Raw genomic sequence first — 23,150 nt, forward strand, 5'->3', positions numbered from 1 at the left:
TTGTTTTTTGGCAGCCTAGTTGATGGATTTAAGAAATATTTAAATAACATTTTTAAGACAAGTTGTAAAAGGCTTGTCTTTTTTTGTACATAAAAGAAAGAGGTGATGTACTTTGAAGAAATTGACAATTAAACAAAAGAAGTTTGCTGATGAGTACATCAAGACTGGGAATGCTACTGAAGCATATAAGAAAGCTGGTTATAAGTATAGTAGCGATAATATGGCTAGCGTTGAGGCTCATAAATTACTAAGAAATCCTAAGGTAAAAGCTTATGTTGATAAAAAATTATCAGAGTTAGAAGCTGAGACCATCGCTGAATCAAAAGAAGTCCTGCAGTACCTAACTTCTGTTTTAAGAGGTGAAACCCACGATGAAGTTTATTATAAGACTGAGTTTGGAGGAGAAGCCTTGGGGCAAGTAAAGGTTCAGAACAAAGATAGGCTTAAAGCTGCTGAACTTCTAATGAGAAGATTTGGGCTTAATGATTCTGATCTTGAAAAAGAAAAACAAGAAATCCAAATTCAAAAGACTAAGACAGAAATTGAAATCATGAAAGGTATATCAGAAGAAGTTGAAGATTTAGACGATATAGATGGGATGATTTATGGAAAATATTAGAAAAAGAAAAACAATCCCTTTTAATTTTTCTGATAAGCATATTGATTATATAAGAAAGTGTGCAAGTAACACTTATAACATAGCAGAGGGGGCTGTAAGAGCGGGTAAGACTGTAGATAATATCTATGCTTTTGCACACGAATTACGAACTACAAAGGATAGAATCCACCTTGCCACAGGTTCTACTGGGGCTAATGCTAAGCTTAATATTGGTGATGCTAATGGTTTTGGTTTGGAGTATATTTTCCGAGGTCAGTGTAGATGGGGAAAGTATAAGGGGAATGAGGCTTTAATTGTTAAAGGACTTTTTACTAATTTTAGGGAAAGGGTAGTGATATTTGCGGGGGCAGCTAAGGCTGATTCATACAAGAAGATTCGTGGTAATTCGTTTGGTATGTGGATTGCTACGGAGATAAATTTACATCACAAAGATAGTATCAAGGAAGCTTTTAACCGTACTGCTGCAGCTAAAAAGCGTAAGTTTTTTTGGGATTTGAACCCGTCAAGTCCTAATCATTATATATATTTAGATTATATTGATAAATATCAAAATATGTTTGATGAAGGGGTTGATTTTGGTGGATATAATTATAAACATTTTACAATCGATGATAACATCAATATTTCAGACCAAAGAAAGAAGGAAATAAAGCTACAATATGACCCTAATTCTGTTTGGTACAAAAGAGATATATTGGGACTTAGGGTTGTAGCTGAAGGTCTAATTTATAAGCAGTTTGCTGATAGTCCTGATGATTATTTAATTGAAGAAAAACCTCACGAACTACAGATGATACAAATTGGAGTGGACTTTGGTGGTAATAATTCGAAGCACGCTTTTGTATGTACAGGTATAAGTCGAGGATTTAAAAAGGTATATGCGTTAAGGTCTGAGAGATTAGAACCTGATAAACCTACAGATCTATACAATCAATTAATAGATTTTGTAAGAGTTATCCAATCTACTTATGGTAATGTTGATCTTGTTTATGCTGATAGTGCTGAACAAGTTTTAATCAAGGGTATGCAAAAAGCTCTATTAGATGCAAATTTGAATATAAAGATTAAGAATTCTATCAAAAATCCAATCAATGACAGGGTAAGGCTTGTCAATACTTTGATTGCTTCTGATAGATTTTTTTATACAAAGAATTGTGAAAGCTTAGTAGATGCTTTATCTACTGCGGTTTGGAAGGAAGAGGAAATGGAAGATATAAGGCTTGATGATGGGACAAGTGATATAGATACACTTGATGCCTTTGAATATTCTATTGAGAAATTTATAAAAGTGTTGATGAATACATAGGAGTTTATATGTTAGATAGAGAAATTAGAGAAAGGCTGGGTAGTCTTTCTAATAACATTGACAATAATTATAAGATTTGGCTTGATTGCTATCATGGAGAGCCATATTGGTTAAAAAATGATTATGATATTGATAAGTCCCAATCTTTGAATTTGTGTGCATCTATATCAAGCGAGCTTGCAAGACTTGTAACAATGGAGCTTGAAACAAAGGTAGATGATGAGAGCATTGATTTGATTTATCAAAGATTTATAAGACATATTAGAAAGTTTACTGAATATGGATTAGCCTTAGGTGGAATTATCATAAAACCTTATGTAGAAGACTATTCAAAAAAGCTTATTGATATTGATATAGTACCTGCTAATAAGTTTATAATCTTAGGGTTTACAAGCTTTGGAGACATCAACCACATTGTTTTTATAGACAGGATTAAGAAAAAAGATAAGAAAGATAAAGATATATATTTTACAAGATTAGAAGAACATCAAATTGATGATAAATATATAATAACCAATACTGCCTATATGTCTAATACTGCTGAAACTTTGGGCGATAAGGTTAATTTAAACCTAATAGATGAGTGGGCAGATATGGCAGATGAAATGATTGTAGAATCGGATAGACCTTTATTTTCATATTTCAAAAATCCTCAGGCTAATAATTTAGATCTAGATTCTAATGAGGGTATATCTTGCTTTGCTAGAGCTTTATCTTTAATCCAAGATGCAGACGAGCAATATCAAAGGATAATGTGGGAGTATGAGGGCAGTGAGCTTGCAATAGATGCGGATATAACAGCCCTTAAAAATACTGATCAACTTCCAGTTGGAAAAGAAAGATTATTTAGAAATTTAGGATTAGATATGGGTTCAGGTAACAAAGATTTCTATAATGTATTTAGTCCTGCAATTAGGGATTCATCTCTTTTCAATGGTTTAAATGGAATAATTAGAAAGATTGAATTTATTTGTGGACTTGCCTATGGAACACTTTCTGATGTAGAATTTACTGCAAAAACAGCAACTGAAATTAATACAAGTCAGCAAAGATCATATTCCACAGTAAAAGATATACAAAATGAATTAGCAAGGTGTCTTGAAGATTTTGTTGATATATTAAAATATTGGTTTAAGGAATTATCAATTCCATTTAAGGATAATTGCCAAGTATCCTTTGATTTTGACGATAGTCTTGTAGTTGATTCTGAAACAGAACAAAAAATAAGGCTTCAAGAAGTGGCAGCAGGAATTCTTAAGCCTGAAGCATATCTTAAATGGAGATATGGTGTAACTGATGATGAGTTAGGGGAAATTCAGGCGAATGTTACTGAAAATAGAGATGATATAGCTGAGGAAGAATAATGCTTAGTCCAGAATATATGGGAAGAGTAACTGATAATTTAATAGAGTTATACCAAGATTTAGAAGATGAAATAATTGAAGATATAGCAAATAGGATAAGTAAGAATGGGTATTTAACGGCGACAGCCCAAAGGCAAGCAGAAGTTTTAATTCAGAATGGATATACTACAAGTGAAATTGAAAGTTTAATTGAAGATAGGCTTGAAGAAATTGATGGAGAGCTTAATAATATTATTGATATATCAGCTATTAAACACTATGAGGATGAACAAAAGGCTTATAGGTTAGCTAATAAAGAGATGGTGGATTATAGTAAGAATAGGAATGTTGAAAATACTGTAAATGTTGCTAGGGATAGGCTTATAGAAGGTAATGGGAATATTACTAAGTCGCTTGGGGTTGTAGTTAATGGTGAGGATATACTGTTAAATGATTTTTATCGAAAAACATTAAATCAAGCGGTTTTTAAGGTATCAAGTGGTGCTTTTAGTCGTGAGCAAGTGGTTAGAGGGTTAGTAAATGATATTTCTAATTCAGGTATTAAGTCTATTAATTATATGGGGAGTGGACGTAATTATACATTAGAATCAGCAAGTAAGATGATTGTAAGAACTACTTTAAATCAAATGACGGGTGAGATATCTATGGATAATGCAAAGGATATGGGGCAAGATTTGATGGAGATATCGGCTCATGCTGGAGCTAGACCAAGCCATGCGGTATGGCAAGGGCAAGTTGTTTCTATATCGGGTGAGAATAGTAAGTATTTAAGCTTAGATGATATTGGATATGGAGAAGTTACTGGATTTATGGGTGCAAATTGCAGGCATAATTGGTATCCATTCTTTGAGGGGATATCAGAAAAAGAGTGGACTAAAGAAATGCTTGACGATATAGATCCAGAGCCTTTTGAGTTTGATGGAAAGGAATATACTTATTATGAAGCAACCCAAAAGCAAAGACAGATTGAAAGAGCTATAAGAAAATATAAGCATAGGGTTATGATGTATGAAAGGCTTGGAGATGATGAAAGTAGGCTGATTGCACAAGTAAGGTTACAAAGGCAAAGACAACTTTATAAAGATTTTAATAAGGCTGGTAATTTAAGGGCTAAGCCTTATAATTTAGCTAAATATGGGTATAATAGGAGTAAGGCAAGTAAGGAAGTCTGGGCGGCTAAAAAAGCACAAAAGAAAGCCAACGAGATTTATAATCTAGGGTCTGATAAAAAGAATTTAGATATATACTTAAAAGATAGACCTCTTAGAAAATATATAAAAGAGAATAAAGACTTTGATAAATTAAAAGTCGGAAAACAAGAGAACCATTTAAATAATATGGAAAACATCAAAAAGAAGTCTCAATTTAAAAATACTATTGAAGAAATAGAATTAGTCTATAAAGAAAACAGGGGCAGTGGAGAATTTATTAGAAGAGATAAATCTCAATTGACTGAATTAATTGAGGATAATAGACTTGATGGATACTGTATTAATAGAGAAGGTAATGTAGTTACTACAATGAGGGCAATAATACATTATTCTAAAAATGGATATCATATAGTCCCAACATTAAGAGAATTCAAGGAATTAAGAAGATGAACAAATATACAGGATTAGAAAATCTTAAAAAATATTCTAATAAAAAAATAAGAGTTATTACTAAAAATCAAAATGTATTTACTGGAGTTTATTCTATATACACACCAGCAGGTGATAATGATCCTGAAATAGAAAGTATAAGCTTAGAAACCCCAAAAAGATATTACGATATTAATACACCTGATATCATAAATATAGAGGTGGTAGATTGATATGATTGAAAACTTTAAAATAATACTAAAAATTCTAACATCTTTAAATAAATCGCTTGACGAAGAATATTTTGATCCAGACTTAATATCAGCTAGTACACTAGGTATTACAGAAATCAGAAGAAACAATCTTCTTGAAATGTTATATGATGCTGGCTATATTAAAGGATTATCTATTAAATATTACGTGGACGGAGATTTTGTAGTTACTAATTTAGATAAAACTAAAATAACTTTAAAGGGTTTAGAATATTTAGAAACTAATACTATTTTTAAAAGAATTCAAAAAGCAGCTAAGGGAATTAATGAAATGATTCCTGGAGTATAGAAATATTAAATTAAGCACACTAGCAATTGTTAGATGTGCTTTTTAATTATAGGAGATATTATATGTATAAGGACGAAGAAAAAATCAAAGAGAGAATAGAAGAAATAGATGAGAATATAGTTATACCAATAGTGGTGTCAATTTTCACAAGCCTTATAACCAATGTCCTTCTGTTATATATTTTATAACAAAAGTAGTTAGAATTGTTGTTATAAAAGAAACTAGAATCGGGGTTAAGATTGAATGTTTGAAAAACTTAAACCTTTCGTAACGCTTAATATTTTCATAGTCTAAACCATATTTAGTGATTTTTACCATAAAGTCTCCAGATACGTATGGTTTGTATTTTATTAAGCCTAAATCATCAAGAAATTTAAGATTGATTAATAGTTCATTAATATCAAATGTGGATATTACTTTGTTTTTCAAGAATTTGTCTGAATGTATTATATCAGTAGTATTCATTTTCTTTAACTCTTTAAGAATCTTTTTAGAGTTTTTGGATAGGTACATAACTTTAACTCCTTTTTTAGTCTATTATACATTAATTAAAAGGAATATTTAATTATTTTCTTGACTTATGTGGGTACATAATGTATAATATAATTACAATAAGAAATTAACTTATTGAATACGAGCGAGAGAAAGGAGAAAATATGGACGAAGATATGAATACAAGCGAACTTCTAAAAGAGGTTGTGGAAGAAAATCAAACAAGAAAGATACTTGAAATTTTAAAAGAAAGTAAAAATCTTGAAGAAGCAATCAAAAAAATAGAAGCTTTACTAAATAAGTAAAACTTCTAAAACTTCTAAAGTACCAACGGGGACTCGCTCCCCTGTTGATACTTACATTTTACTTTAAGAGCGAGAGAAAGGCAAGGCATTATGTGAGTAAAGAAAAAAAGAAAATGGGTAGACCAATAGTTGGAGATGAACCTAAAGATATACAAATAAAATTCAGAATCTCAAAAACGGATAACGGAAAGTTGAAAAAAATATCTAAAATTACAAAGATGAATAAATCTGAAGTACTGAGAAATGGAATTGACATACAATATAACCAATTAGAAGATAAAAATAAGTAATAAAAAAGCCCCGTGGGCAAACACGGAGCAAAGTAGTGTAATAATAACCACTCATTGTTATTATACTACTTTAATATCAAAAATAAAGGAGTATAAAATGTTAAATTTAATGAAATATAATAGTAATGATGTTGAGATAATAAAATATAATGACAAAGTACTTTTTAATCCTTATGATGTTGGAAACTGTTTGGATATGAAAGAAGAAACAGTTAGATACCATATAAGAAATTTTAATGAAAATCAAGTTATAAAAATAAAAAAATCAGATGTTGGTTCAACAAACAATTTGAATATTCCACCATCTGGACGTAGTTTTTTAACTGAAAGTGGAGTATATAAATTATCTTTTAAATCTAGAAAACCAGAAGCAGAAAAATTCACTGATTGGGTAACTGATGAAGTGTTACCAAGTATAAGAAAGACTGGCAAATATGAAATAGATGGCGAACAACTAGAACTAGAACCTTATAAGCTAGAAAAGAAAACTTACAAGGGTAAACCTGTTATGACTGTAAGAGATATAGTTTATTTAACTGGACAAAGTAGAGATTCTTTAAATTGGACAATTAAAAGAGATGGTTTAGGTTTGTTACTTCAAGGTAGATCTCTTGAAGATTTTAGAGAAGAGAATAATTTTATTTCAAAAGCAACAAGAAGAATAAATATTCTTTATTATGATGATGTTTATGAGCTAACAAAAAAGCATAATATACCTGGGGAAATGAAATGTGAAATAGATGATTATTTTAATGATCCAAGTATTCCTATAGGAGAAAAGAAAATCAAAGTAAAGGATGTTGAAATTTTACAAAAGGTAGAAAGATTAAAATGTTTATATTTTCTCATTCAAAGAATGGGTATTGATGATAAGATGAAAGGCGACATGACTGAAATTATTTCTGAAAGATATGTTGAATTTGGATTTCTTAATAATAAGTGCAGAAGTTTAAGTATTAATAGTCTTGAGGGCTGGAATTTTGATTGTGTGTATGGAGATTTTAAAAGAATGATTAGAAATTAATTGAATAATATTAAATTAGGAAGCTTTCGGGCTTCCTTTTTTTATGGGAAGATACCGAAGTGGAAAACGGGACGGTCTGTAAAACCGTCAGCTTAGCTTTCGTGGGTTCGAATCCCACTCTTCCCACCATGGTCAAAGCAGACCTAAAATGCAAAAAAACAAATATCTAAGTCAGAGCAACGACTTAAAAAGCTTAAAAGGAGATGTTTTATGAAGACGGAAGAATTAAAAGAGATAGGTTTAAATGATGAACAGATAGCGGCAGTTTTTAAGTTAAGAGGAAAAGAAGTTGAAGATTATAACCAACTTAAAAATAACTTTGAAACTTTAAAAACTGAAAATGAAAATTTTAAAAATCAAGTTGCAAGTGCAAATGAGCAGATAGAAGCGTTTAAGGATATGGATATTGAATCAATTAAGGCAAGTGCTGAAGAATATAAAAACAAGTATGAACAGGCACAAATCAAAGCTAAAGAGGATATGGACAATATAACTTTAAATAATGCTATAGATTTAGGCTTGGTTAATGCTGGTAGTAGAAACTTAAAGGCAGCTAAGGCTTTACTTGATATTGATAGTCTAAAGGATTCTAAAAACTTAAATGATGATTTAAAGGCACAAATTGAGGGGCTAAAAGAAAGTGATTCATACCTATTTAAAACTGAGGAAGAACCAAAGCAAAGAAGCATGGGTAAGTCTGGATCTATAGGAGAAAAGGAATTAAAAGATATGACTTATGAGGAAATGCTTGAAGCTAACAAGAAAGGTATTTTATAGGAGGATTTAGATGCCTAAATTATTTGATAAGACATATTTTAATGCAGAAGTATTTGAAAAATACGTTGATACAATCGAAAGAGAAAGAACTAATGAATTACTTAATTCATCCGCAATTGTAGAAAGAGCAGATTTAAAAACTAGAATGGATGAACAAGTTGGGGGAAATATTATTGTTACTCCAATCGCTGGAATTCTTTCTGGAGATGCTGACAATTACGATGGACAAACAGATATTAAGTCTGATTCTACAAATACTTTTTATCAAAAAAGAGTTGTAATTGGTAGAGCTCACAGTTGGACTGAGAAAGATTTTGTGTTTGATATTACAGGTGGACATGATCCAATGAGAACTGTAGCTAATCAATTATTAGATTGGTGGGCGGATTTAAAACAAGATTCATTGTTAGCTATTATTGAGGGGATTTTTTCTATGACTGGGGGAGAAAATAAGAAGTTTGTTGATACACATACTTATAAAGAGGATGTGTTTGGTCAAGTTACTTTAAATAATGCTTTACAACAAGCTTTCGGGTCTAGGAAGAAGAGTTTTGCGGCGGCTATTATGAATTCGGCGGTATCAACTCAATTAGAGAATTTAAATTTAATTCAATATGCAAAATATACTGATTCTAGAGGAATTGAGAGACCTTTACAATTAGCTAATCTTAATGGTAGACCAATTATTATTGATGATTCACTACCTGTAAGCAAAGAGGGAGAATATACAACATATATCTTTGGTCAAGGTGCTTTTGAATATACAAAAGCAGGTGCTAAAGTACCATATGAAACTGATAGAAACCCAATGAAAAATGGTGGAGAAGATACTTTGTACACAAGAGACAGATTCTGCTTTGCACCAAGAGGAATTTCTTTTACTGAAAGCTCTATGGTTTCTCTATCACCAACTGATGAAGAATTAAAGAAAGGTGCTAATTGGGAAGTTGTTAAAAACGAAGATGGAGCTTTTCCACTTAAACAAATTCCAATAGCTAGAGTTATTACTAAGTTAGGGGCAGATAAAGCAGTTTCAACTACACCATCTGGGACTATTTAAAGTAGGAAGGGGTTAATGTATGTTAACCTATAAAGAGTTTAATGATAAATACCCTGAGATTGATGTATCTGAGGGTATTTTTTATTCACTTAATAGAAGAATAAGGACAAGGATAGATTTTTTTACATTTGAGAGAATTAAAGATGATGATGTGAGGTTACAAAAAAGAATTGATGATGTAGTTTGTGATATCATTTGTGAGCTTTATTTTAGCGATATAGGGATTAAAAAAGAAAAGGAAGGTAATTCCCTATCTAATATTAAATCTGAAAGCGTAGGCGAATATAGAGTCGAATATGGCAGTAAGAATGAATTAGATACAGATAAGAAGATTAATCTACAAGATAGATTGATTGATGATAGGATAAGGGAAGCTTTTATTCATACAGGTTTAATGTTTAGAGGATATTATGAGAACTAACGCAAGCGTGACAATTATTAAAAGAATGGTGGTAAATAGGCAGGATGTTTATTCGGAGTTGGGAACTTATCCTTGCCATTGGGAAGAAACAAGGGGGATAAATGCAAATCGTACTGGAAGAAGTAGAGACGATATTGATAAGATAACTTGTTATATTCCTAATCATTTATTAAGAATGGTTGATGTTGAAGATTTAATAATAAGAAATGATAATTTAAAAGAAATAAAGCAATTAAAAACATTTAAAGAGTATGAGAAAGAATATGGAGCTAGAAAAATAACAGTCTGTGATGTGTTTGATTTTGGCTCTAAAAATATGCAATATACAAGGATAGGGGCGAAGTGATGATAATATTTAATAGATTTGAATTTAATCAGGTGCAAGCCCTAAAGAAAAGAGATTTAGAAACGGGTGGAAAGGTGCAAAGCTTTATAGATAGCGAATGTATAAGATTAATGGCACCTTATACACCTATGGATATAGGAACTCTTATAGGTTCGGCGACTGCTCAGACTGCAATAGGAAGTGGGAAGATAGTACAACAAACGCCTTATGCCAAGAGATGGTATTATGAAAGAGCTAATTTCCAAGGTGCACCAATGAGAGGGAACAAGTGGTTTGAAAGGATGAAAGCAAGCCATAAAGATTCGATTTTAAGGGGTGCTGCAAGTATAGCAGGAGGTAGAGCAGGTTGAAAACAATAATCGAAAGTATAAGAGAGTATTTTTTAGAATGTCCATATTTAGAAGATGATGTAAGGCTAAATATAGATTTTTTAGGAGATAAGGCTCTTGAATATGGAATATACACTGAACCTATTAATCCTTTGATTAAAAGATATGTAGATGGCGATGAATTAAAGCAATTTGCTTTTATATTTGCCACTAAAAGCGTGATGAGTGGGGATTTAATTACACAGTTAGAAAATTCTGCTTTTTTTGATAATTTGATTGAATGGATTGAAGAACAAAATTATAAAAAAATATATCCTAAATTAGATGGAGAAAGATATCCTACTAAATTAGAGATTGTAACGAATGGATATTTGTCTAGTGCTGATGTAGGGACTGGACAGTATCAAATACAAATGCGATTAGTATATATGGAGGTTAATTAATGGCTACTAATACAAAAGAATTACAAAATTTAAAAGAATTTAAGGGGTTAGTTTTAAGGGCTGATGTGGTTTCTTTTATGGAAATTGGTGAAAATTACTATAGAATGAAAGGTTTTACAGATTTACCAACTTCAAAGGAAACTGAAGAATATTCGAGAAAATATGTAGATGAAAAATCAGAAAGAACTTCTGTAACTGGTATGACTTCAACTACTGATTTTACACTTGATAGATATAAAGACAATCCAGTACACAATAGAATACAAGAGGTTTTTGATAAAGAACAACTAGCAGATGACGCTACAGTTAATATTGTTACGGTTGATTTTTCGAAGAAATTAGCTGAGGGAAAATTTTATGCGATTAAGAGAAATCATACTATAGTGCCTGATTCAGCGGGAGATGGTACGGATGCATATCAATATTCTGGATCGTTTAAAGCAAATGGTGCACCTATTGATGGATATGCAGAACTAGGAGAAGGAGATAAGGATTGGTTAACTATTAAATTTACTGAAGGAAGTCCATCAGGTTCTGTTTCGGGAGTTGGATCACATTAGATAGGTAATAGTTAAAATTATAAGGGGGCGTAAGCTCCCTTTTTTATTGGAGAATTTAAGGAAAAAGGAAATATAGATATGGTATTTAAGAGAAAAAATAACAACATAAAGTTTGAGTTTGAATGTATAGATGGAGAGATTCTTAAATTTGAAACGATATTAAGTGAAGATTTAGCTAATAAGCTTATAGATATAGGGAAGATAGATTACAAAAATTTAAGTGATGAGGAATATAAAAATATTTTAATTAAGGCATATGATCAAATCCTTGGCAAGAATGCGATGGATGATATAAAAGAATTGGTTTTTGGTGGAGATGATTTAAGTTTAGTAGATATTATCGATATAGGGGTTTATATAGCTGGGGAAGTGAATAAATATAATGATAAAATAAATAACCTTCATGGTGTGTTAGATAAGTATAATGGTGAAAAAATGAATGCTTTATCTAAGTAGTGGTTTACCCACTTTTATTAAAGTTAATGATGTAGAAATAAACATAAATACAGATTTTAAAATTTGGATAGAATATGAAACTATAATGCTTGATAATGATATTAGTTCGATTGAGCAGATAGAAAAAGTTTTAGATTTATGTTTGAAAGATGATATACAGTTAGAAAGTTTAGGAGAACTTGAAGAATTGTTTAATGGTCTTTTATGGTTTTATGGTTGTGGAAAAGAAAGAAAAGAGAATAAGAAAGACAAAGATGATAAGGAATCTAATTCTAATAGTTCAAAAATGATTTATTCATATGAACATGATTGGTCTTATATTTATTCTGCTTTTAGAGAATGTTATAACATTAATTTATTTGAAGAAAATCTACATTGGTGGGAATTTAAATCACTTTTTGAATCTTTGAATGATAAGTGTTTATTTTCTAAAATTTTATCTTATAGGTCTATGACTATATCTTCTAAGATGAGTAAGGAAGAGAAGAAATTTTATAGGGAGATGAAAAAAATTTATGCTTTACCTGATATGCGAAGTGAGGAAGAAAAAGAATCTTCTTTTGCAAGGGCTATGATGGAAAGTATGAAAATTGAATAAGAAAGTGGGGTGAGAATATGGCTAGTGATGGTAAATTGCTATTTGATACTAAACTTGATACCTCAGGTTTTAAGTCGGGTTTATCTGCGTTATCAGCTATGGCGAATGCTGCTGGAAATGGTTTAAAGGATATAACAAGCAAAGCGGTAGGTGCGGTTAAAACAAGTATGAAGGCTGCTGGATTGGCTGTGGGTGCTTTTGGCGGATATTCTATAAAGGCTGGTATGGATTTTGATTCAGCAATGAGTCAAGTTGAATCTATTTCGGGAGCTTCGGGGAAGCAATTACAGGCTTTGAGAGATAAAGCTAAGGAAATGGGTGCTACTACTAAATTTTCTGCTACACAGTCGGCTGAGGCTTTAAAATATATGGGTATGGCTGGCTGGTCTAGTCAAGAAATGTTAGATGGGTTGCCTGGAGTTATGAATTTAGCGGCAGCAAGTGGCGAAGATTTGGGATTGGTTTCGGATATAGTTACGGATTCATTGACGGCTTTTGGGTTAACGGCGAAAGATACCAATAGGTATGTTGATATTTTGGCGGCAACTTCGACAGCATCAAATACTAATGTATCAATGCTGGGGGAGTCTTTTAAGTATGTAGCTCCATTGGCTGGGTCTTTAGGTTATAAGGCACAAGATGTTGCGGTTGCTTTAGGCTTGATGGCTAATGCTGGTATTAAAGGGTCGAGTGGCCCTGCTATTAAGTAATTAATAGAAAAACAAACCTTTTGAATTCGGGGAAAGCTAAGTTATATAATGGATAATGCAGGAATTAAGAGTATAATATACTATATAGAAAGGCATTATCTAATGAAAAAATTAACTCACGCAGAAGTGCAATCTAGAATAGATGAAGCACATGGAAAAAATAAATATATATTATTAGAAGAATATAAAAACAGGAGAACTAAAATCTTAACTAAACACACAGAATGCGGTTATACTTATCGAATCTATAATATATTATATAATAAGCTAATCCCGAGCTAAGCCTAGTAGAAATACTAGGAAAGTGTAACGACTAGATTAAGTAAGCTAAGTAAACTAACACGATGAAAGTCGTGTTTTTTATATGCAGAAATATCCACGAGCGGAAGGCACCGTACTATTAAATTAGCGGTGAAGATATAGTCTGAACTTATAGGAAACTATAAGAAGTAAAAGATAAAGAACTTTTACGATAACATAAGCACAAGCTGGTACTTCCTTAAAGGCGGCTTTAGCAAGGCTTGCAGATCCGACTAAACAAGTGCAAGAGCAAATGAATGCTTTGGGGATTTCGATTACTGATTCAAATGGGAAAATAAAACCATTTAACCAATTGATGAGGGAAATGCGTACGAGTTTCCAAGGGTTAAGTGAGGATCAAAAAATTCAGGCGGCGTCAACGTTGTTTGGTAAAGAGGCTATGGCTGGAATGTTAGCTATTTTAAATGTTAGTGATGAAGATTTTGATAGCTTAACTAATTCTATTAATAATTCGGCTGGTGCAGCTGAAAGAATGGCTAAGACTATGAATGATAACCTAAAGGGGGATATAACAATACTTATATCTGCTTTAGAGGGTCTAGGTATAGCTTTATTTGAGAATGTAGATACACCTTTTAGAGAGGTTGTACAATCAGTAACTAAACAGGTTGATAGGCTTAATACAGTTGTACAAAGAGATATAAGTCAATTGCCTAAAGTACTTGGGGATATGATAGCTGAGGGTGCGGTTTATATAGCTGAAAAAGCACCTAAATTTATTGAGGCTGGAAAAGGTATAATTTTATCTTTTTTACAAGGATTGCAAGATAATTCGAGTAAATTGGCAGATAGTGCAACTAAAATAATAACAAGTCTTGCGTCAGCTTTTATGGAAGTGGGGGCAAAGCTTTTTGAAGTTGGAGGAGAAATTCTTGTAAAATTAGGCGAGGGTTTAATAGATAATGCACCTATATTAGTACCAAAGGCTATAGAAATATTAGGAAAACTTGCTGAAACTTTTAATAGAAATGCGGTTAAACTTTTAAAAGTGGGGATAGATTTATTAAAAGCTATAGCACAAGGAATAGTTAATAATCCTGATGTGGTTGTTAAGGCGGTTCCTCAAATTTTAATGGCTTTATCTATTGCTTTTGCAGCTTTCAAAGGTCCACAAGTAGCTAAAAAGATGATGGCTTCGCTAGTTAAAGGGCTATTAGGGGAAAAGCCTGCTGTAAGTAAAGCTTCTGATGGGATTATGGATACTTTATATAGGAGTTTTACGACTAAAGGAAATGAGCTTAATGAGGCTGGTGGAAAGTTAATATCTAAATTAATTGATGGTATTAATGCTAAAAAAATACCAATGATGAATGCTGGAGCAAAAGTTATTGGTCCACTTATAGATGGAGTATCTAAGGGGGCTGGTAAGCTTAATGCGACTGGTGGAAAGATTATTGATATTTTATCTGCGGGAATGAGTAAAGTTGGTGGCTCGAAGTTTATTACTATTGGTAGTGGAATAATAAGCAAACTAATTGGTGGTATGACGAGTGGATTTGGTGCTATAGCTGGTGTTGTGGCAAAGATAATACCATTAATAGCGGGATTGTTGTCTAATCCGGTTGGGCTTGTAATTGTAGGAACGATTTTAATTGGTGCTATTATAAAAGGGTTTAATGTTGACATAAATAAGTTGGCAAATAGTGCTGGTAAGATAGTAGGTTCTATCGCTAATAAAGTTAAGCAAGGGGCTTCTAAACTTATTGATGTGGGAAAATCATTAGTTGGTAAAATTGGTGATGGAATCAATGCTGCAAAAGGTTTATTCGCAGAAATACAAGCTAAAGGCTTAATAGGAGTGTTAGGAGATAAGCTTAAGGCTGGAATTAATAAGCTAAAGTCTATTGGTAAAAGTTTTATTGAAGGTATTAAAGAGGGCTGGGACGAAAATGAAAATAAAGTTTCGGACAAGGCTAAAGAATTGCCTGAAAAAGTTAATAGCGAAGTAGATGGGTCAAAAACAAAACCAACTGGCGAAAATATGGTTGGTGGAGTGGTTGATGGACTTAAAGATGGAACTACAGATATATCAACCGCCTATAAAGATTTGATTAATAATGGAATATCAGATACGGATGCTAGAGCTATTTTAAGACAAGAAGGCAAGGCGAGTGTAGATGAATATGCTCAAGCGGTTTATGAGGGTTCAGGAAATGTAAGAAGTGCATATACAGCTATAAGAACATCAGGTCTTGATACTATGGAAGCTGCTGAAAAGTTTTTTGAAATTGCAGGTCTAAATATTGATGGATATGTAAATGGAACTGAAGAAGGTGGGCAAACATATAGAGAAAAGCTAAAAGAGTTGATGGACGGTGGAATGAGTGAAATCGAAGCCGTTGAAGAAATGACCAATATAGCTAAGAAGAATATGGATGGCTACAAAGCTGGAGCTTCTGAAAGTGGTACAAGTATAGTTGATGAATATAAGACTATGATTGATATGGGTCTTAATGAACTTGAAGCTTTTGATGAAATGTTTGTAAAAGGTCAAATAAATGTTGATGCTTTTGGTCGTGGTTCTTCCGCTGGAAAAGAAGCTGTAATAGGAATATACCAACAATTAAGAGAATCTGGACTAACACAATTACAAGCTATTGAAGCACTACAAAATATAGGTCTTTTAAATATGAAAGGCTTTGGAGCTGGAACTAATGCTGGAAAAGTAAATGCTGAACAAGCTTATCAATCTTTAAAGCAATTAGGATTAGATGAATCAAATATAGCTGAAATATTAAGAGGTATAGGCTTTGCAAATGCTGATGCTTTTAGTCAAGGTATAAGTTCTGGTCAAGGTAATGTTTCAACTGCTTATACTAATACATTTTCTAATCCTTTAGAAGCAAGGTCAAGTATGTTAACAGGAACTGCTAATGCTCAAGGTTTTAATACTGGTACTTCGTATGCTGATGGTATAGAATCAACGACTATGGATGTAACGTCTAGGTCTCAAATGCTAGGGGCTAGTGCGGTTAACAATCTTAAAGGTGGCGAAGGTGTAGCAAATTCAAAAGGTCAAGAAGTAGGTGCTGAATATGCGACTGGTATTGGGCAATCAAAAGCGGGAGTTGATACAACAGCCATTGGGGTTGGACAAAGTGCGGCGACACAATTAAATAATCAACAACAAGCTTTTGCTAATGCTGGTAATGAATCTATGGATAGTTACCAAAATGCTATAAGTGTAGGTGCTAATAAAGTTACTAATGATATAGGTGTGATGGGAAATAATATTACATCTTCTTTAAGCAATACTACTAATGCAGTTAGAGCAAGTGCTAATTTGATGATGAATAGCTTAGTTTCATCAGTTTCTAGTGGAGCTAGTAGAGTAGATACTGTGTTTAGAAGTTTAGGAAATAATGTAGGTTCTACTTTTACAAACTTAACATCTAAGGTATCAAGTCAATCAAGGCAAATGATGAATAACTTTACTAACGCAGTTACTCAAGGAACTAATAAAGTTAGAAATTTATTTGAAGCTATGACTAATAACATGAAGTCAAAGATGAATAGTACTTCAAGCCAAGTTAAAAGCCAGGCTAGATCTATGATGAATGGTTTAGTATCAAGTGTTAGGAGTGGGGCAAGTCAGGCAAGGTCTACGATTTCTTCTATGTGTTCAAACATGGTTGGTATTGTAAATTCCTATAGTGGCTCATTCTCTTCTGCTGGATATAATCTTATGGCTGGATTAAGAAATGGTATTTATGGGGGTAGGTCTGGAGTAATATCCGCTGCTATTTCCGTAATGAGGTCGGCTGTAGCTGCTGCAAAAAGAGCTGCAAGTATACATTCACCTTCCAGAGTTTGGAGAGATGAAGTCGGTGCAATGTTAACTAGAGGTCTAGGAATTGGTATAGAAGATGAGGAAGGTTTTGTAGTTGATAAAATAAAATCCACTATGGAAGCTATAAGGAATAAGGCTAAAAATGCAGTTTTATTTGATAATAATAAAATGGGAGCAAATTTAGCATATAGTTTTGCTGGTGGTTATATACAAAATAAACAAGAAGTTGAAGTACAAGTTACTAATGGAGCTATAACAAGCGTTATAAACCTAGATTCTAGAGAAATCGGAAAGGCTGTAGCTCCAATCGTAAGCCAAGAAATAAGTAAGGATGGAAGACGTAGGAGAGTATGAAATCAATTAACTTAATAAGAGATTTAAAGATATATAATGCTCATGTTTTAGCCTATCCTGAGATAGGGAATACAGAGATTGAGCGTGATACATTTGAATCGGATACAGGCTTAATATTTTATAGTGAAAAGAGGTTGGCATTTACGCCAGTCTCTTTTGTTATAGAGTTTAAAGGTGGTAAAGATGAAATAAGGAAAAATAGAAATAAGTTATCTAAAGAGTTAGAATTAGCTAAAGTAACGTTTAATGATGAGGTGTACTATAAAGGCAGGTTTTTAGCAGAAAGTGTAGATACAAGATATTATTTTCAAAATGTAACTTATAAAGGTAAGGCAATAGCAATGTTGAATGTGCAAGAAATTGTTGTACCTATTAATAAGACTATAAAGATTTATAATAATGGGAATCTACCCACACCTTGTAGGTTATGTTTGAATGGAAGTGGTGATAATATAAATATTAAAGGATTTGATGATGATATAAATATAAAAAAATTATTAAATGAGATTATAATCGATTCTGAGAGAGGGGTTTATAGCTTAGAGGGTAATAGTTTTATTGATATAAAAAGCTTTCCTTATATTGAGGATAAGGTGGAAATATTGGTATCAGGTAGTGGGGATTTTATTTGTGTAATTGAGTTTGAGGGTAGGGTTTTATGTTAGTTTATGAAAATAAAACAAAGAATAGAAGTTTTTTTTCTTTTTTTAAACATTTAAAAATAAAAAGTGAAATAAATGAACTTGACCGACTTATATTTGAAATACCTAAAGAATATAGATACCTTTTTAATGTTGAAGCTTATGTATTGGAAAATAAACAATATTATGATATCAAAAATATTGAACCATATTATGATGGATATAAGGTTGAGTGTGAGCAAAAGATATTAGAGTTTAAAGAAAAGTTTAATAAAAGTATTAATTTCTCTTATAAGACAATAGAAGATGTTTTAAAGGCAATTGTAGTATCTCTAGGATATACTTATAAGATTATAGGTAAAATAGATAAAAAAAGAGTTATAACGGGAGATCACAAAAGTAGTTGGGAAATTTTTCGAGAAGCTATAAAAAAATATGGTGTTGAGTATAGGGTTGATAATTATAATAAGGTTATAACTATAGCGGAAAAATTAGGAAATGATAAGGGAGCATACTTTATAGATGATTTTAATATAGATGATAAAGATATATCTGTAGAATCGTTTGACTTTGCTACAAGAATTATTCCTGAAGGAATGAATGGTCTTAAAATTAATCAAATTAATGATGGAAAGGATTATATAGAAGATAAGTCTTATTCTGATAGGACTATAACTTATTATTGGAAAGATAAAAGATATACTAATATTGAAAATCTTAAGAAAGATGCAGAGGAGAAGTTAAAACAGTTAGCTAGACCTAAGATTGATATTAAATTAAAAGTTAAGGATTTATCTAGTGCGATAGATGTGTATGCTATAGATTATGATGTTGGGGATTTAGTTTATTTAATAGATAAGGATAGGAAGACGAAAGAAAGGTTTAGGGTTGTTTCTATTATTAAAAGACCTTATAAGCCATTTGAAAATGAGATTTCTCTAACTAATAAGCCTGTTGATTTAATAGATGATAAAGAAAAGATAATTGAATTAACAGATAAAATGTGGGAAGAAACAAGGGGCAGATTTGAAACTACTGATAAATCTATTGAAGCGAGTGTAGCGACAGCTAAAAGGTATACAGAGGATAGTTTTAAGATTTATAAGAGTGAAAGAGAACAGACGGATAGCAAGATATATGAAGTTATTAAAGAAACAACTACTTATATTGACCCTGAAACTGGTCAAACAAAGCCGATTGTAAATAGGCAGTTGGAAATTGATAAGAGTTTGAATGGAATTAATATTTCGATTGAAGCTCAGGGGAAGATAAATAATAAATTTACTGAAGAAATTAAAGATAGATTATCAAAGGATGAAATTTTAAATGATGAGGAAATTATAAAAGTTTTAAAAGGAAAAGATGGGAAAGATGGTCTACCTGGAAAGCAAGGGACACCTGGTCGAGATGGTAAAGATGGTATGCCAGGTAAAGCTGGAGCTGATGGGAGAACATCATACATGCACTTTGCCTATGCTGACAGTCAAGATGGAGCTGTTGGATTTACATTAACAGCAACTAATGGCAAGAAGTATATAGGCTTTTATACAGATTTTGAAAAAGCTGATTCTATAAATCCTAGTAAATATGAATGGTCTAAGTATGTTGGAGATGATGGAAAGCCTGGCAAAGATGGAAGTCAGGGAATACCTGGTAAGGCTGGAGCTGATGGTAAGACACCATATTTTCACACGGCATGGGCTAATAATTCTACAGGAACTAGTGGATTTTCAACTTCTCAAGCTGGTGATAAGGCTTATATTGGTACTTATACAGACTATATTAAGTCTGACTCTACTGACCCTAGTAAATATACTTGGCAATTGGTTAAAGGTAATAAAGGGGATAAGGGAGAGGCTGGAAAGCAAGGGATACCCGGTAGAGATGGAGAATCTAGTATATATACTTGGAATATGCTCCGCAATAGTCGAAACTTCACAAAATTAACAGCATATAAGGATTGCACCTATAAAATTTTAGATAATAAATATAAAATATCAAATACTAATATTAATGATGGTATTCATGTTACAACTTCTGGAGGAGATTCACTTTTAAAGGTTTATTTAGGATTTTCTAACGATGATGTTGACGAATTAATAGCTGGAGAAAAGTATACATTTTCACTTTACGTATTAAATTTATCAAATCAAAGCTTCTTTTTAAGAATAAATGGATTCCTTTTTGAGCGTTATGAAATAATAAGTGGGTACTCGGGTCGTATAAGTATATCAGGTGTGTATTTAAAGGATTTAGTTCCACAAATACAATTCCAGGCGTCTAATAAAGATGATAGGTTAGATTTAGTTTATGCTGAATTGAAAGTAGAACCAGGTGAGATAAAGAATACAAGTTGGACACCACATAAAACTGAAATAAATGGCAAAGATGGCAAAGATGGAAAGACAGGCAAGATAGGTCAAAATCTTTTGAGAAAGTCTAATGTGCCTATTGTAGATAATGTAAATTATGTAGGAGGCACATGGAAACTATGTGAAAGTTTAAAAGATGATGAGCTTGTAACTTTTACTTGCAAAATAAAGACACAAAAGAGAGATGGCTTTAATTTATATAATTCAGGTGGTTCTATAATTCTTAAAGGTAAATATATTTATCCAAGCGATGATTATATAATAGAATCTTTTACTTTCCCTTGGAAGACTTTTGCTGATGTATCTTGGGGAGCAAAACATTATGAACAAACTAACCCACCATATATTAATTTATATGTTTGGAGTAATGGTAATGGAACTGATAAGAATAACAATAAAGTATCGATAGAATGGGCGGTATTAAGCCGAGGTGATATTCCCGCTATTGAGTGGTCTCCTTGTTATAAAGACCTAGAAGACATAGTATCAGTAAGCCAAGAAGAAATTGAAAGAGAACTGATAAAAGTAAAAGCAGATTTTAAAATAGAAAATGACAAAATAAAGGCAAATGTAGAATCCCTAAGTGTGGGGACTATAAAAGAATTTGGGAAACTAAGAGATGATTTTGATAAATCAATAAATGACGCTAAAAACAAGGTATATCTAGGCACAAAAGAATTTGTAGAAAAGAACTTTACAAGCAAGGAACAAACAGATAGACAAATAGCAAATATAGCTGAACAAATAAAAGTAACAGTAGGAGAGAGATTTGATAGCCTACAAACAACAATAATCCAAAATAAAACAAGCATAAAACAGCTAAGTGATAGTATAAATTTAACTGTATCAAGCGTTAGAAAAGACATAGATACTAATAAGAATGATATAAGGCAAAGAGTAAAAAAGAGCGAATTAATATCTGAAATAAACTTAACACCGGGTACAGCCCTAATAAGAGCTGATAAAATAAGATTTGAGGGGGCAAATATAGATGTACAAGGAACATTTAGCACTTTAAACGGGTCTAATCAGGTAGGGGTTTATATTAACTACAATCAAATTCAATTTAGAGATAATCGTTGGAATGGTAAGACATTTGGAATGATATCAGTTTCGAAATTTATAAATCATAGTGGAATGGATTTAAATATAGGACATTATGCAACTGGATCTTTGGGGATTGCGTATTTTGAAAATGATTTATGGCATAATTATATAACCTTTGATAGGTGGGGGTTAAGTCCTGATAAGGTATATAACGATAGCAGTATTATTTTTAACGAAAACGCAAGTATGCAATATAACGCCCTAAGATTTGGAAAGATGGAAATATTAGCCAGCTCGTCTAATGTATTAAAAATTAAACACATTGATAAAAAATTAGGATATTTATTTTATTTTGGAGATAACGAAACCAATTTTTATTATTATTACGCAGCAGATAACAAAGACCATCTACAACCTGTAAGTTGGGATAGTCCGAAAGGAGAGACATTATAATGGATAAGTTAACACAATTGTATATTGACGAACTGGCACAAGCCACACATAAAAGCTTGCTATTGCAAGCAGAGGTAGAAAAGCTACAAGAAGAAAATAAAAAACTACAAGAAGATATAGACAAAATAAGAGAAGAAAACAGACCGTTAGTATTAGACCAACCAGCAGAAAAGACAAAAGAAAAAAGTGAAGCAAAAGAGGTAAAAAATGTTTAAAATTGAAAAAATGTATTATAGTGGATTGAATGAAACAAAAGTAAGACTAATGCAAGAAAATCCATACAGGGATTTTGTAGTAAGCCTAATAGGAGATAGGACAAAAGATAACGATGATATCCTAAGGCAAGAGGCTATATCAATATTAAATCTAGAATTAAATCCGACCTTTGCAATAGGAGAAATAAAAAAGGAATTAATAAAACAAAAAAAGATGATATTAGACCTACAAACTACCATAGTAGGTGGAAATCTGACAGATAGTAAAATAGATGATATGTTAGGGGATATAAGCGATAAATTAGGGGTGGAGGAAACACCAAAAGAAAAAGAAACCCCTAATCCAACTGAAAGTAAAATCACCATAGAAGACACAAAAAATCTAGATACAGATAAGAAAGAAGGACAACAATGAGTATAGCTTTTTTAAGAGTAATAACATCAAATTTTGTATATAGAATGTATTACAAAGGTGAGGATTTAGAAGATATAATGAATTCTTTTTCGAAAGTTAAAAATAATGAAAAATTAAAAGCGATAATAAGAAAATCTGTAGAAATATATATAGAAGAAAATAAATTTGACTTAGAAATAATAAAAATGAAAAGATTAGCGGGAATATTAAAATATTAAAATATAAAAGAGTAAAAATGCGAACATCCGATATTCCCCCACTCTAAGACAGACATATATTTATTTGCATATATTGACAAGGC

At 31.9% G+C, this 23,150-nt stretch carries 26 protein-coding genes, 1 tRNA gene and 1 pseudogene; 27 read left to right on the forward strand and 1 reads right to left on the reverse strand.

What is annotated here, in order from left to right:
* Positions 1-112 precede the first annotated feature (112 nt).
* The 7 genes from HV819_RS02160 to HV819_RS11695 all read left to right on the forward strand — a co-directional run bounded on the left by HV819_RS02160 (position 113) and on the right by HV819_RS11695 (position 5,618).
* Positions 113-619, forward strand: a complete 507-nt coding sequence (locus HV819_RS02160) for a terminase small subunit (RefSeq protein WP_154539476.1) — start codon at positions 113-115, stop codon at positions 617-619.
* The gene (locus tag HV819_RS02165) at positions 606-1,925 is read left to right on the forward strand and encodes a PBSX family phage terminase large subunit (protein ID WP_154539474.1); all 1,320 of its coding nucleotides are present in this window, start codon (positions 606-608) and stop codon (positions 1,923-1,925) included. Before HV819_RS02160 ends, HV819_RS02165 begins: the two co-directional genes overlap by 14 nt.
* A gap of 8 nt (positions 1,926-1,933) precedes the next feature.
* A complete protein-coding gene (locus tag HV819_RS02170; protein WP_154539472.1) occupies positions 1,934-3,289 on the forward strand; it encodes a phage portal protein in 1,356 nt (451 codons plus the stop codon).
* Positions 3,289-4,890: a phage minor capsid protein gene (locus HV819_RS02175; RefSeq protein WP_154539470.1), complete on the forward strand. Its 1,602-nt coding sequence runs from the start codon at positions 3,289-3,291 to the stop codon at positions 4,888-4,890. Before HV819_RS02170 ends, HV819_RS02175 begins: the two co-directional genes overlap by 1 nt.
* On the forward strand, positions 4,887-5,102 hold the full coding sequence (locus tag HV819_RS02180) for a hypothetical protein (protein WP_154539468.1): 216 nt from the start codon (positions 4,887-4,889) through the stop codon (positions 5,100-5,102). The genes HV819_RS02175 and HV819_RS02180 overlap by 4 nt, the downstream gene beginning before the upstream one ends.
* Position 5,103: 1 nt before the next feature.
* Positions 5,104-5,430: a YjcQ family protein gene (locus HV819_RS02185; RefSeq protein WP_154539466.1), complete on the forward strand. Its 327-nt coding sequence runs from the start codon at positions 5,104-5,106 to the stop codon at positions 5,428-5,430.
* 62 nt (positions 5,431-5,492) lie between these two features.
* Positions 5,493-5,618, forward strand: a complete 126-nt coding sequence (locus HV819_RS11695; protein ID WP_268234515.1) for a hypothetical protein — start codon at positions 5,493-5,495, stop codon at positions 5,616-5,618.
* Here HV819_RS11695 and HV819_RS02190 read toward each other — a convergent pair.
* On the reverse strand, positions 5,584-5,943 hold the full coding sequence (locus HV819_RS02190; RefSeq protein WP_154539464.1) for a hypothetical protein: 360 nt from the start codon (positions 5,941-5,943) through the stop codon (positions 5,584-5,586). The genes HV819_RS11695 and HV819_RS02190 overlap by 35 nt on opposite strands.
* A gap of 143 nt (positions 5,944-6,086) precedes the next feature.
* Between HV819_RS02190 and HV819_RS02195 the strand changes: the two genes are divergently transcribed.
* From HV819_RS02195 to HV819_RS02290, 20 genes and pseudogenes are all read left to right on the forward strand, one after another.
* Complete coding sequence (locus tag HV819_RS02195; RefSeq protein ID WP_154539462.1) at positions 6,087-6,227, forward strand: protein phosphatase; 141 nt, start codon at positions 6,087-6,089, stop codon at positions 6,225-6,227.
* Positions 6,228-6,319: 92 nt separating this feature from the next.
* A complete protein-coding gene (locus tag HV819_RS02200; RefSeq protein WP_154539460.1) occupies positions 6,320-6,517 on the forward strand; it encodes a hypothetical protein in 198 nt (65 codons plus the stop codon).
* A 97-nt stretch (positions 6,518-6,614) separates the two neighbouring features.
* The gene (locus tag HV819_RS02205) at positions 6,615-7,541 is read left to right on the forward strand and encodes a BRO-N domain-containing protein (RefSeq protein WP_154539458.1); all 927 of its coding nucleotides are present in this window, start codon (positions 6,615-6,617) and stop codon (positions 7,539-7,541) included.
* Between the two features lie 45 nt (positions 7,542-7,586).
* Positions 7,587-7,670 (forward strand) — tRNA-Tyr (locus HV819_RS02210).
* Between the two features lie 81 nt (positions 7,671-7,751).
* Positions 7,752-8,318 carry a phage scaffolding protein gene (locus HV819_RS02215; protein ID WP_154539052.1) on the forward strand — a complete coding sequence of 189 codons (567 nt, stop codon included), beginning with the start codon at positions 7,752-7,754 and terminating at the stop codon, positions 8,316-8,318.
* 10 nt (positions 8,319-8,328) lie between these two features.
* Positions 8,329-9,378 carry a phage coat protein gene (locus tag HV819_RS02220; protein ID WP_154539456.1) on the forward strand — a complete coding sequence of 350 codons (1,050 nt, stop codon included), beginning with the start codon at positions 8,329-8,331 and terminating at the stop codon, positions 9,376-9,378.
* A gap of 19 nt (positions 9,379-9,397) precedes the next feature.
* Complete coding sequence (locus tag HV819_RS02225) at positions 9,398-9,799, forward strand: head-tail connector protein (RefSeq protein ID WP_154539454.1); 402 nt, start codon at positions 9,398-9,400, stop codon at positions 9,797-9,799.
* Positions 9,789-10,145, forward strand: coding sequence for a hypothetical protein (locus HV819_RS02230; protein ID WP_154539452.1), 357 nt, complete (start codon positions 9,789-9,791; stop codon positions 10,143-10,145). Before HV819_RS02225 ends, HV819_RS02230 begins: the two co-directional genes overlap by 11 nt.
* Positions 10,145-10,495, forward strand: a complete 351-nt coding sequence (locus HV819_RS02235; RefSeq protein WP_154539450.1) for a minor capsid protein — start codon at positions 10,145-10,147, stop codon at positions 10,493-10,495. Before HV819_RS02230 ends, HV819_RS02235 begins: the two co-directional genes overlap by 1 nt.
* On the forward strand, positions 10,492-10,917 hold the full coding sequence (locus HV819_RS02240; RefSeq protein WP_154539448.1) for a hypothetical protein: 426 nt from the start codon (positions 10,492-10,494) through the stop codon (positions 10,915-10,917). The genes HV819_RS02235 and HV819_RS02240 overlap by 4 nt, the downstream gene beginning before the upstream one ends.
* The gene (locus HV819_RS02245) at positions 10,917-11,477 is read left to right on the forward strand and encodes a hypothetical protein (RefSeq protein WP_154539446.1); all 561 of its coding nucleotides are present in this window, start codon (positions 10,917-10,919) and stop codon (positions 11,475-11,477) included. Before HV819_RS02240 ends, HV819_RS02245 begins: the two co-directional genes overlap by 1 nt.
* 78 nt (positions 11,478-11,555) lie before the next feature.
* Positions 11,556-11,933, forward strand: a complete 378-nt coding sequence (locus tag HV819_RS02250) for a hypothetical protein (protein ID WP_154539444.1) — start codon at positions 11,556-11,558, stop codon at positions 11,931-11,933.
* Positions 11,917-12,531, forward strand: a complete 615-nt coding sequence (locus tag HV819_RS02255; protein WP_154539442.1) for a Gp15 family bacteriophage protein — start codon at positions 11,917-11,919, stop codon at positions 12,529-12,531. Before HV819_RS02250 ends, HV819_RS02255 begins: the two co-directional genes overlap by 17 nt.
* A 17-nt stretch (positions 12,532-12,548) precedes the next feature.
* The gene (locus HV819_RS02260) at positions 12,549-13,241 is read left to right on the forward strand and encodes a phage tail tape measure protein (RefSeq protein ID WP_235942754.1); all 693 of its coding nucleotides are present in this window, start codon (positions 12,549-12,551) and stop codon (positions 13,239-13,241) included.
* 496 nt (positions 13,242-13,737) lie between these two features.
* Positions 13,738-17,706 (forward strand): annotated as a pseudogene (locus HV819_RS02265) (phage tail tape measure protein); the annotation flags it as partial.
* Complete coding sequence (locus HV819_RS02270; RefSeq protein WP_154539440.1) at positions 17,703-18,371, forward strand: hypothetical protein; 669 nt, start codon at positions 17,703-17,705, stop codon at positions 18,369-18,371. The pseudogene HV819_RS02265 and the gene HV819_RS02270, both read left to right, overlap by 4 nt.
* Positions 18,365-22,219 carry a phage tail spike protein gene (locus HV819_RS02275; protein WP_154539438.1) on the forward strand — a complete coding sequence of 1,285 codons (3,855 nt, stop codon included), beginning with the start codon at positions 18,365-18,367 and terminating at the stop codon, positions 22,217-22,219. Before HV819_RS02270 ends, HV819_RS02275 begins: the two co-directional genes overlap by 7 nt.
* The gene (locus HV819_RS02280; protein WP_154539436.1) at positions 22,219-22,434 is read left to right on the forward strand and encodes a hypothetical protein; all 216 of its coding nucleotides are present in this window, start codon (positions 22,219-22,221) and stop codon (positions 22,432-22,434) included. The genes HV819_RS02275 and HV819_RS02280 overlap by 1 nt, the downstream gene beginning before the upstream one ends.
* A complete protein-coding gene (locus tag HV819_RS02285) occupies positions 22,427-22,849 on the forward strand; it encodes a hypothetical protein (protein WP_176269419.1) in 423 nt (140 codons plus the stop codon). Before HV819_RS02280 ends, HV819_RS02285 begins: the two co-directional genes overlap by 8 nt.
* Positions 22,846-23,067 (forward strand): hypothetical protein, encoded by a 222-nt coding sequence (locus HV819_RS02290; protein ID WP_154539432.1) that lies wholly within the window; start codon positions 22,846-22,848, stop codon positions 23,065-23,067. Before HV819_RS02285 ends, HV819_RS02290 begins: the two co-directional genes overlap by 4 nt.
* Positions 23,068-23,150: the final 83 nt, after the last annotated feature.

This window comes from Anaerococcus faecalis (genome assembly GCF_013371425.1).
Taxonomy (GTDB): Bacteria; Bacillota; Clostridia; order Tissierellales; family Peptoniphilaceae; genus Anaerococcus; species Anaerococcus porci.